9 protein-coding genes are annotated in these 9361 nt (G+C 66.7%); 4 read left to right on the forward strand and 5 right to left on the reverse strand.

Going from position 1 to position 9361, the window contains the following annotated elements; all coding sequences use genetic code 11:
- The first annotated feature begins 4 nt into the window (after positions 1-4).
- From hslV to FA702_RS13855, 4 genes are all read left to right on the forward strand, one after another.
- Positions 5-574 (forward strand): ATP-dependent protease subunit HslV, encoded by a 570-nt coding sequence (gene hslV / locus FA702_RS13840; RefSeq protein WP_125953935.1) that lies wholly within the window; start codon positions 5-7, stop codon positions 572-574.
- Positions 575-686: 112 nt separating this feature from the next.
- Complete coding sequence (gene hslU, locus FA702_RS13845) at positions 687-1988, forward strand: ATP-dependent protease ATPase subunit HslU (RefSeq protein ID WP_136956604.1); 1302 nt, start codon at positions 687-689, stop codon at positions 1986-1988.
- A 149-nt stretch (positions 1989-2137) separates the two neighbouring features.
- The gene (locus FA702_RS13850; protein WP_136956605.1) at positions 2138-2437 is read left to right on the forward strand and encodes a GIY-YIG nuclease family protein; all 300 of its coding nucleotides are present in this window, start codon (positions 2138-2140) and stop codon (positions 2435-2437) included.
- 105 nt (positions 2438-2542) lie between these two features.
- Positions 2543-2743, forward strand: coding sequence for a DUF1737 domain-containing protein (locus tag FA702_RS13855; protein WP_136956606.1), 201 nt, complete (start codon positions 2543-2545; stop codon positions 2741-2743).
- A 28-nt stretch (positions 2744-2771) separates the two neighbouring features.
- On the opposite strand, the gene FA702_RS13860 is transcribed toward FA702_RS13855, so the two are convergent.
- From FA702_RS13860 to FA702_RS13880, 5 genes are all read right to left on the reverse strand, one after another.
- Positions 2772-4589, reverse strand: coding sequence for an ABC transporter ATP-binding protein/permease (locus FA702_RS13860; protein WP_136956607.1), 1818 nt, complete (start codon positions 4587-4589; stop codon positions 2772-2774).
- A 95-nt stretch (positions 4590-4684) separates the two neighbouring features.
- On the reverse strand, positions 4685-5641 hold the full coding sequence (locus FA702_RS13865) for a retroviral-like aspartic protease family protein (RefSeq protein ID WP_136956608.1): 957 nt from the start codon (positions 5639-5641) through the stop codon (positions 4685-4687).
- A 55-nt stretch (positions 5642-5696) separates the two neighbouring features.
- Positions 5697-7214 (reverse strand): oligosaccharide flippase family protein, encoded by a 1518-nt coding sequence (locus FA702_RS13870; RefSeq protein WP_168196068.1) that lies wholly within the window; start codon positions 7212-7214, stop codon positions 5697-5699.
- Positions 7211-8236 carry a glycosyltransferase gene (locus FA702_RS13875; RefSeq protein ID WP_168196069.1) on the reverse strand — a complete coding sequence of 342 codons (1026 nt, stop codon included), beginning with the start codon at positions 8234-8236 and terminating at the stop codon, positions 7211-7213. The genes FA702_RS13870 and FA702_RS13875 overlap by 4 nt, the downstream gene beginning before the upstream one ends.
- Before the next feature lie 2 nt (positions 8237-8238).
- On the reverse strand, positions 8239-9267 hold the full coding sequence (locus tag FA702_RS13880; protein WP_168196070.1) for a glycosyltransferase family 2 protein: 1029 nt from the start codon (positions 9265-9267) through the stop codon (positions 8239-8241).
- Positions 9268-9361 lie beyond the last annotated feature (94 nt).

The raw sequence follows: 9361 nt of genomic DNA on the forward strand, positions 1-9361 counted from the left end.
GGTCATGGACGACAGCAGGGCGAGCCACGGCCTGATCCAGTGGCACGGCACCACCATTATCGGGGTGAAGAAGAACGGGCGCACGGTGATCGCCGGCGACGGTCAGGTTTCCATGGGCAACACGGTGATGAAGCCGAACGCCCGCAAGGTCCGTCGGATCGGCGACGGCAACGTGATCGCCGGTTTCGCCGGCGCGACCGCCGATGCCTTCACCCTGTTCGAACGGCTGGAGCGCAAGCTGGAACAGCATCGCGGCCAGCTGATGCGCGCGGCGGTGGAACTCGCCAAGGACTGGCGCACCGACAAGTACCTGCGCAATCTGGAAGCGCTGATGATCGTGGCCGACGCGGAGACGCTGCTGGTGCTGACCGGCAATGGCGACGTGCTGGAGCCCGAGGCCAAGAACGACGCGGTCATCGCCGCGATCGGCTCGGGCGGCAACTACGCGCTGAGCGCCGCCAGGGCGATCACCGATTACGAGGACGACGCCGAGACCATCGCCCGCCGCGCGATGCAGGTGGCCGCCGACATCTGCGTGTTCACCAACGATCGCGTGACGGTGGAAACCATATAGGCATCATCCCCCCTCCCGCGTGCGGGAGAGGCCGGGGGTGGGCTGTTCACAGAGCTACACCCCAAAGACCCACCCCCATCCCCTCCCGCAAGCGGGAGGGGGGAGCTTCAGAATGAAAGACAATCTTACCCCCAAGGCTATCGTGCGCGCGCTGGACGAACATATCGTCGGGCAGCAGGACGCCAAGCGCGCGGTCGCCGTGGCGCTGCGCAACCGCTGGCGGCGCCAGCACCTTTCGGCCGATCTGCGTGACGAGGTCAGCCCCAAGAACATCCTGATGATCGGGCCGACCGGCTGCGGCAAGACCGAGATCAGCCGCCGCCTGGCGAAGCTGGCCGATGCGCCGTTCGTGAAAGTGGAGGCGACCAAGTTCACCGAGGTCGGCTATGTCGGCCGCGACGTGGAACAGATCGCGCGCGATCTGGCGGAAGAGGCGATCCGGCTGGAGAAGGACCGCCGCCGCGACGCGGTGCGCGATGCGGCAAGCAAGGCGGCGATGGATCGCCTGCTCAAGGCGCTCGTCGGCGACGGAGCCAGCGAGGCGACTCGTGAAAGCTTCCGGCAGCGTCTGGCGGATGGCTCGATGAACGATGTCGAGGTCGAGATCGAGGTGGAGGACGCGCCGTCGATGCCGATGGAACTGCCGGGCATGGGCGGCAACATCGGCATGATCAACCTGTCGGACATGATGGGCAAGGCTTTCGGTGGACAGCGCATGAAGCGCCGCAAGCTGCGCGTGGCCGATGCCTGGGACAAGCTGGTGGACGAGGAGTCCGAAAAGCGCATGGACCAGGATGACGTGGCCCGCGTCGCGCTGCAGAACGCGGAAACCAACGGCATCGTCTTCCTCGACGAGATCGACAAGATCGCGGTCAGCGACGTGCGCGGCGGCTCGGTCAGCCGCGAAGGCGTGCAGCGCGATCTGCTGCCGCTGATCGAGGGCACGACCGTCGCCACCAAGTACGGCCCGATGAAGACCGACCACGTGCTGTTCATCGCCAGCGGCGCGTTCCATGTGGCCAAGCCCAGCGACATGCTGCCCGAACTGCAGGGCCGCCTGCCGATCCGCGTGGAGCTGAAGGCGCTGAGCGAGGACGATTTCGTGCGCATCCTGTCGGAAACGCGCGCCAATCTCGTCGAGCAGTACCGCGCGCTGCTGGGCACGGAGCAGGTCACGTTGGACTTCACCCCTGATGCGATCCGCGCGATCGCCCGCACCGCCGCGCAAGTCAACGAAAGCGTCGAGAATATCGGCGCCCGGCGGCTTCAGACGGTGATGGAAAAGCTGCTGGAGGAAGTCAGCTTCGACGCCGAGGAGCGCGTGGGTTCGACGGTGACGATCGACGAGGCCTATGTGGCGGACAAGCTGGCAAGCCTTGCCGGCAACGCGGACCTGTCGAAGTATATTCTCTAGATCGCTGATATCGTCATTGCGAGGAGGCAAAGCCGACGAAGCAATCCAGCGCGGCGCGCAACGGCTCTGGATTGCTTCGCTGCGCTCGCAATGACGAGACGGACGATTTCACCGTTGCACGGAGTACCGCGACGGGACATTCCGCAAGGATGAAGCGCGATTTCCAGCCAGCGGTCTATATCATGGCCAGTGCACGAAACTGCACGCTTTACGTTGGTGTGACATCCAACCTCCTGCAACGGGCATGGCAGCATCGCGAAGGAACGTCCGACAGCTTCACCAAGCGCTATGGTTGCAAGCTGCTGGTCTGGTATGAAATGCACGCTACGATGGAACATGCCATCGCCCGGGAGAAGCAGGTCAAGGGCGGCTCGCGCAAACGCAAGCTCGCCCTGATCGAAGACGCAAACCCGCAATGGCGGGATCTGGTCGCGGACATCTGCGCGTAGATTTGCCCCCGCATTCGTCATTGCGAGCGCAGCGAAGCAATCCAGGGGCGTCGCGCGCGGCTTTGCCTCCTCGCCATGACGAAGTTTGTGGTGTACGCGAAGCCCATGCACCAGACCCCCGAAGACCGTCCGATCTACCGCCTGCTCACCGGCCAGGACGACCGCGCCTTCTGTGAGCGCGTGTCCGAGGCGCTGGCGCAGGGCTGGCGGCTCTATGGCTCGCCGTCGCTGGCGTGGGACATCGAGAATTCCTGCATGAAGGCGGCGCAGGCGGTCGTGTGGCACGAGGCCGACGTGGTGAAGTGAAACCCGGAGGCCGGAGCAGCCCGGCTTCTTACTCCGCCGCCTCGCTCACGTCTTCGCTTTCCGCCGCCTGCCGCGCCCACATCTCGGCATAGAGTCCGTCGCGGCGCAGCAGCTCCAGGTGGCTTCCGCTTTCCGCCAGACGGCCCTGATCCAGCACGAGGATGCGGTCCGAATCCGCGATGGTCGACAGGCGGTGCGCGATCGAGATCGTGGTGCGGTTGGCGGCGACCATGCGCAGCGTGCCGAGGATGTCCTGCTCGGTCCGGGTGTCGAGCGCGCTGGTCGCTTCGTCGAACAGCAGGATCGGCGGGTTTTTGACGAGCGTGCGGGCGATGGCCACGCGCTGCTTCTCGCCGCCCGAAAGCTTGAGGCCGCGTTCGCCCACTTCGGTATCGAAGCCCTGCGGTAGCCGGGCGATGAAATCGGAAATGGCGGCCCCGCGCGCGGCGGCTTCCACGTCTGCCTGCGTCGCGCCTTCGCGGCCGTAGGCCACGTTGTAGCCGATGGTGTCGTTGAACAGCACCGAATCCTGCGGCACGATGCCGATCGCGGCGCGCAGGGACGCCTGCGTGACGCTGGCGATGTCCTGCCCGTCGATCAGGATGCGGCCGGTCCACGGATCGTAGAAGCGGAACATCAGCCGGCCGATGGTGGACTTGCCCGCGCCTGAAGGGCCAACGATGGCGACGCGGCTGCCCGCCGGCACGTCGAAGGAAAGGCCGTGCAGGATCGTGCGGTCGGGATCGTAGCCGAACACCACGTTGTCGAAGACCACCGAGGGCCGGCGCACGATCAGCGCCGGCGCGCCGGGCGTGTCGGCGACTTCGACGTGCGTATCGATCAGGCGGAACATCTCCGCCATGTCGATCAGCCCCTGCCGGATCGTGCGATAGACCATGCCGAGCATGTCGAGCGGGCGGAACAGCTGGGTGAGGTAGGTCTGCACGAACACCAGCTGGCCGGCGGTGTACTGGCCCTTGGCCCAGCCCACGACCGTCCACGCCATCGCCCCGGCCATCAGCAGGTTGACTACCACCGCCTGCGCGATGTTGAGCAGGCCCAGGCTGTTTTCGCTCTTTACCGCGGCATCGGCATAGGCACGCGTCGCCTGCGCATAGCGGGCTTCCTCGCGCGCTTCCGCGCCGAAGTATTTCACCGTCTCGTAGTTGAGCAGCGAATCGACCGCGCGGGACAGCGCCTGCCCATCGAGCCGGTTCATCTTCTCGCGCAGATGCGTGCGCCATTCGGTGATGGTGCGCGTGACCCAGATATAGGCGGCGATCGCCGCCGCCGTTGCCGCGACGAGGCCCCAGCCGAAGTTGAAGTAGAAAATCACGGCCACGATCGCGAGCTGCAGCACCGTGGGCGCGATGTTGAACAGCATGAAGTAAAGCATCGTGTCGATGCTCTTGGTGCCGCGTTCGATCACCTTGGTCACTTCGCCGGTGCGGCGGGCGAGGTGGAAGCGCAGCGACAGGCGGTGCAGGCGCGCGAATACGTTTTCGGCCAGCGCGCGCGTCGCATCCTGTCCCACGCGCTCGAACACGATGTTGCGCAGGTTGTCGAAGGCGACCCCGGTAAAGCGTGCCGCCGCATAGCCCAGCACCATCAGCATGGCGAACTGCATCAGGCGCGGACCGGACACGTTCATCGCGTCCACCGCCCACTTCAGCAGATAGGGCAGGACAAGCTGCGTACCCGTGGAGGCGAGGATGAACAGGCTGGCGAAAACGATGCGCCAGCGCAGCGCTGTGTTGTCGGCGGGCCAGAGATAGGGAAGGAAGCGCCGCAGCGTGCGCCATCCATCGTGGCGGGCGTTACGGTCGGTGGCGGTTTCGGGCGGCATGGGCCTTCACATAGGCGCTTTGCGCCGATCCGCCAGCCCCGTTGCCCGATCGGGTGGATTCTCCGTGCCCGTGCCGCTGCTGGCGTACCCGGCGTTCAGTTCATCCCGAACTGCGTCGGCAGGCCCCGAGGCATGTCGAACAGGATGCTCCGGCTCGAAAAATCGATCGCCACGCGGCGGAACAGGCGCAACTGATCCATGCCGAGCAGCATGGCCGGGCGCTTGTCCAGCTTGAGCGCCTTGAACGGCGGCGCATCGGCGAACACGAGCGGGGTGTTCGACATCGTCAACCCGCCCAGCACCAGCGTGCGCGCCAGTCCGACGTCGGCGGATATCGTCTGCCCGGTCACCGATATGAGCGAGGTCTGTTCCTGCGCATGACGGCGTGCCAGCGCCCTTTGCAGCGCGGGATTGCCGATCGAGGTATCGGAGCCGGTATCGATGATGATGTCGGTGCGGACGCCATCGACCATGGCGTTGGTCATGATGAGCTGGCCCGACCGGCGGCGCGCCTGCACCGTGATTTCGAAGCCGCTGTTGCCGCCCAGCTGCCGGGCATCGCCGATCGCCATGACCTTCTTGTCGAAATCGAGCAGGACGCGCTGATCCTGCAGGCTGTCCAGCCCGATGATCCCGTCCGCGCCGATCCAGCGCCCATCGAGCAGCGGCGCGGTGAGGCCATAGAAGCTGCGGCGGCCGAGGTTGATTTCCTCCACTTCCACCAGATCGACTTCCTGCGTGCCGGCCACGCCCACCAGCAGCGCCTGTCCGGCGCTGGCCAGGCCGAGTTGCCGGGCGAGATCGCGCGACAGGATCGTGCGTTCCGCGCCGGTATCGATCATGAAGCGGTAGGGGCCGGCCTGCTTGCTGCCGGTTTGTGCGCTATCGATGCCGATATGCACCGGCACGGTCATGCGGGCCTGCAGATCGGGCGTGATCGCCACGATGTCGACCGAACCGGCCTGGGCTGTGCCGTCCTGCGCTACGGCGATGGGGTAGGCGGTGAACAGGGGCAGCAACGCGCCCGCCGCGAATAGCGGATATAGTGCCATGGCTTCTCTCTCCGCCTGGCAGCATACGCCTGTTCGGGCGCGGGAGCCATGGTGTTTATCGGGGGAAGGGCGTCTTCCGTCGAAGCGGCAGCGCCGCCAGAATCTCGCCCAGCATCGCCGTCACTTCGGCGAACAGGGGATGGCCGATCGCCCACAGCGTCGCCAGCCACAGCGCGATGCCGGCGCTCACCATGCTGGCGGCCTGCGCGAATCCGGTCTCGGCCGGGCCATGCCAGAAGACATAGCTGGCGAGCAATGGTCCTACCGCCGCCAGCGTGGCCAGCAGGCTGCGCGCGTAGATTAGGAACAGGTCGCGCCAGCGGAAATCGAGCATCCCGCGCATGAACGGCGCGTAGATCACGACCCAGAACAGCCCGTGCGCGAAGCGCGAGATGGCGACCCAGATCAGGCCGAACGGCGCGGTGAGCGCGATCAGCAGAACCGACATCACGGTTTCCACGATGTTGCGGTGGATCAGGCCCTTCATGCGATCGAGCAGCAGCGGCAGATCGCCGTTCAGCGGCAGCGAGACATAGCACAGCTGCGACAGCGCGACCCAGCCCAGCAGCGGCGCGGCCGCCAGCCATTTCGGGCCATAGAGCAGGTTGACCAGCGGTTCCGACAGCACGGCGATGCCGGCCATCGCGGGCCAGGTGACCCCGGTATAGGCGGCGACCACGCGCAGGTAGGGCGGGCCGAGCGGCTGGCCGCTGTCGCGCACCTGGCGGAAGGCCGGGTAGAACACGCCCGTCACCGCGCCAGCGACGAGCAGGCGCAGTTGCAGCGCCAGCCCCGAGGCACGGGTGAACAGGCCGACGGCGGTGTTGTCGATCAGCCGGCCGATGACCAGTTCGGGCGCGCGGCCGGTGATCGAATAGCACGTCGCCAGCACGGAATTGGTGCCGCCCAGCTTCAGCACCGGCGCGGCCCCCTTCAGGCGCAACGGCCAGGGCAGCATCAACCCGGCGCGCCACTGGCTGACTACCAACCGCGCCGCCTGCTGCGCGAACGCGCCCCAGGCCAGCGCCAGCGCGCCGTAGCCCAGCACCGCCAGGGTGACCGCCGTGGTGGCGTTGGCGATGGAGGAGCCGACCTCGATCATCGTGTTGGACTTGTAGTCCATGCGCCGCTGGCAGGTCGCCTGCGGCACGATGGCCAGCGGAACCGCCAGATAGGAACAGGCGATGACCAGCGTGATCGGCAGCAGGCGCGGATCGCCGTAGAACAGGGCGATCGGCTTGGCCGAAAGGATCGTCAGGATCGCGATGCCCCAGGCGAAGGCGACCGAGACGGTGAAGGCCATGTGCAGCTTTTCGGGCGTCAGGTCGCGTTCGCCGTTGACGTAGCGGGTCACGCCGAAATCCTGGAGGAAGGCGACGATGGTGACCGCGGCGAAGGCGATCGAGAACAGCCCGAGTTCCGCCGGCGTGATGAACCAGCGCGCCAGGACCACGCTGGTCATGAACTGGATCGCGAAGGAGGTATATTGCGAGACCAGCGCCCAGGCGGCGGCGGTGCGGACGGACATCTGAGGCGGGGGCATCTGTGGGGGAGTGTCGGTGGTCTTGCTCATGCGACGCTGCCCAGGCCGCGCACGCCGATCAGTCCGGCGGCGATGGTCGATGCCTTGATGGGGTGTCCGGCCCGCGCAAGCCGTGCCGCCGCGCGCCACAGGCGGGAGCCGCGCGCGCCATCGCGGTAAACGTGATCGCGCAGCGCCTTCCATCCGTCTCCCGACAGGGCCTCAGGTGAATAGATCACGCGGTCGAGGATGCGGCGGCGGACGTAGCGCGCCGCGCCTTCGCCGAACCACGCGTCGAGTTCTTCCAGCGACGGCATCGACGCGATGTGATCGGTGGGATCGGGCAGGCCGGCGGCGCGGGAACGGTGCGCCAGCCAGGCGATCGCGGTATTGCGCATCTGTTCGACGACATGGCGGCTGCTGACCTGGTCCGGGTAGATGCGGTAGTCGACAAGCCGATCGGGCAGGTTGGCCATCGATCCGGCTTCGGACAGGCGCAACCAGAGATCGTAATCCTCGGCGTGGCGGTAGGCCGATCGGTATGCGCCCACGGCGCGCACCGCCTCGCGCGAAACCACGCAGGCGTTGTGCGAAAGCTGTGCCCCGACTTCCAGATTGGCCCTGATTCCCGCGTCATCGAGTGGCCGCCGGAACGCGGGGCGCTCGATCGGCTGGCCATCGATGCCGACCATTCTGACTTCCGCGCCCAGCACGACAAGGCGGTCGCCAGCGGGGTGCCGCGCGATTTCCGCCATCTGTCGGGCGAAACGATCGGGGTGCTGGATGTCGTCGCCATCGACGATGGCGACCCAGGGCGCCCGCGCGGCCTCGAACAGGCTGTTCAGCGCCGCGACGCGCCCCTTGCTGACCGAAGGGATCACGCGGATGCGTCGATCCATCTGCGCGTGCCGCGCCATGATCTGGGCGGTTCCATCGGTGGACTGGTCGTCCAGCAGCAGGAATTCGAAGTCGCCAAAGCTTTGCGCAAGGACGGAGGCAATCGCCGTGTCGAGGAAGCGTTCGCCATTATAGACGCTGGTGGCGACGGACAGGGCGGGGGAGGACGGCGGCACGTTCACCCTCCCATGCCGAAAACGCCGGGCAAGGTGCTTTCGCCGGCGCCCCCGCGCCGATGGGCCTTGCGCCGCCATTGCAGCATTGGACGGGCCAGCGCGGGCAGCACATGCCAGATCGCGAAGGAGGCACGCCAGACCATGCCGCCAACCTGGCTGCTGGCAGCGCGCAGCTCCGCCAGCCCGCGCCGCGTATCCCCGTCGACGATGCGGTCGATGGCGTGTTCGAACGCGAGCGCGGCACGGTTCTCCGCAAGCAGGCGATCGATCAGCGGGGCTTCGGGAGCGTTGTCCGGCAGCGTGCGCCGGGCCTTTTCATAGACCTTGATGTTGCCGAGCAGCATCCGGCCGCCGTTGGATGACGCCGAGCCCGGCCGGACCCGGTAATCGCCGAGCACAGCGTTCGCGTAATAGGCGCGGCCGCCGAGCATCATCAGCCGGACCCACAGGTCGAAGTCTTCCGACTGCGCCATGGTTTCGTCGAAGCCGCCGATCCGCTCGAAGTCGGTGCGGCGGAAGGTCGTGCCGATATAGACGTTGAACGACCGGTCGAGCACATCGGCCAGCGATCCGTGCGTGCCGTCGCCGGTGCCCTGCTTCCGGCCGTTGACGCATGTTCGCTCGCGCGGGACAGCGCCGAAAATGCGGGCATCGCACGTGGCAAGGCGGAGGCTTTCGTCGCCTTCCAACGCGGTGACCATCGTGTGCAGATAGGTCGGCCGGAACAGGTCGTCGCCATCAAGCAGCGCGATCAGCGGTGCGCTTGTCTGGCGCACGGCATAGTTGCGCGCGGCCGAGACGCCGTGGTTGTTCGTGTGCACGAAGCGGATACGCGGATCGGACAGGAAGGGCGCGACCGCGCCGGCGACATCGTCGGGCGCCCCGTCGTCGATGACGACGCATTCCCAGTCGATCATGGTCTGTCGCTGCAACGAGGCAAGCGCTTCGCGGACGAGATGCGCCACTCCATAGGCCGGAACGATGACCGCGACACGCGGCGCCGTCGATGCCTGGGGTGGGACGTTGCTCATGCCGCCGCCATACCGCGGCGCGCTTAAGGAAAGCCTTACACCCTCTCCGGAGCGGACCGAGTCCTTCGCGGGCGCAACGCGAATCATCCGGGCG

It is taken from the genome of Novosphingobium sp. EMRT-2 (assembly GCF_005145025.1).
Classification (GTDB): Bacteria; Pseudomonadota; Alphaproteobacteria; order Sphingomonadales; family Sphingomonadaceae; genus Novosphingobium.

Bases quoted from the DNA above. Each gene is read 5' to 3' on its own strand.
- FA702_RS13870 (WP_168196068.1), bottom strand. From the start codon at position 7,214: ATGAGCAAGACCACCGACACTCCCCCACAGATGCCCCCGCCTCAGATG.
- FA702_RS13880 (WP_168196070.1), bottom strand. From the start codon at position 9,267: ATGAGCAACGTCCCACCCCAGGCATCGACGGCGCCGCGTGTCGCGGTC.
- FA702_RS13850 (WP_136956605.1), top strand. From the start codon at position 2,138: ATGAAGCGCGATTTCCAGCCAGCGGTCTATATCATGGCCAGTGCACGA.
- FA702_RS13860 (WP_136956607.1), bottom strand. From the start codon at position 4,589: ATGCCGCCCGAAACCGCCACCGACCGTAACGCCCGCCACGATGGATGG.
- hslU (WP_136956604.1), top strand. From the start codon at position 687: ATGAAAGACAATCTTACCCCCAAGGCTATCGTGCGCGCGCTGGACGAA.
- FA702_RS13855 (WP_136956606.1), top strand. From the start codon at position 2,543: ATGCACCAGACCCCCGAAGACCGTCCGATCTACCGCCTGCTCACCGGC.
- hslV (WP_125953935.1), top strand. From the start codon at position 5: ATGGACGACAGCAGGGCGAGCCACGGCCTGATCCAGTGGCACGGCACC.
- FA702_RS13865 (WP_136956608.1), bottom strand. From the start codon at position 5,641: ATGGCACTATATCCGCTATTCGCGGCGGGCGCGTTGCTGCCCCTGTTC.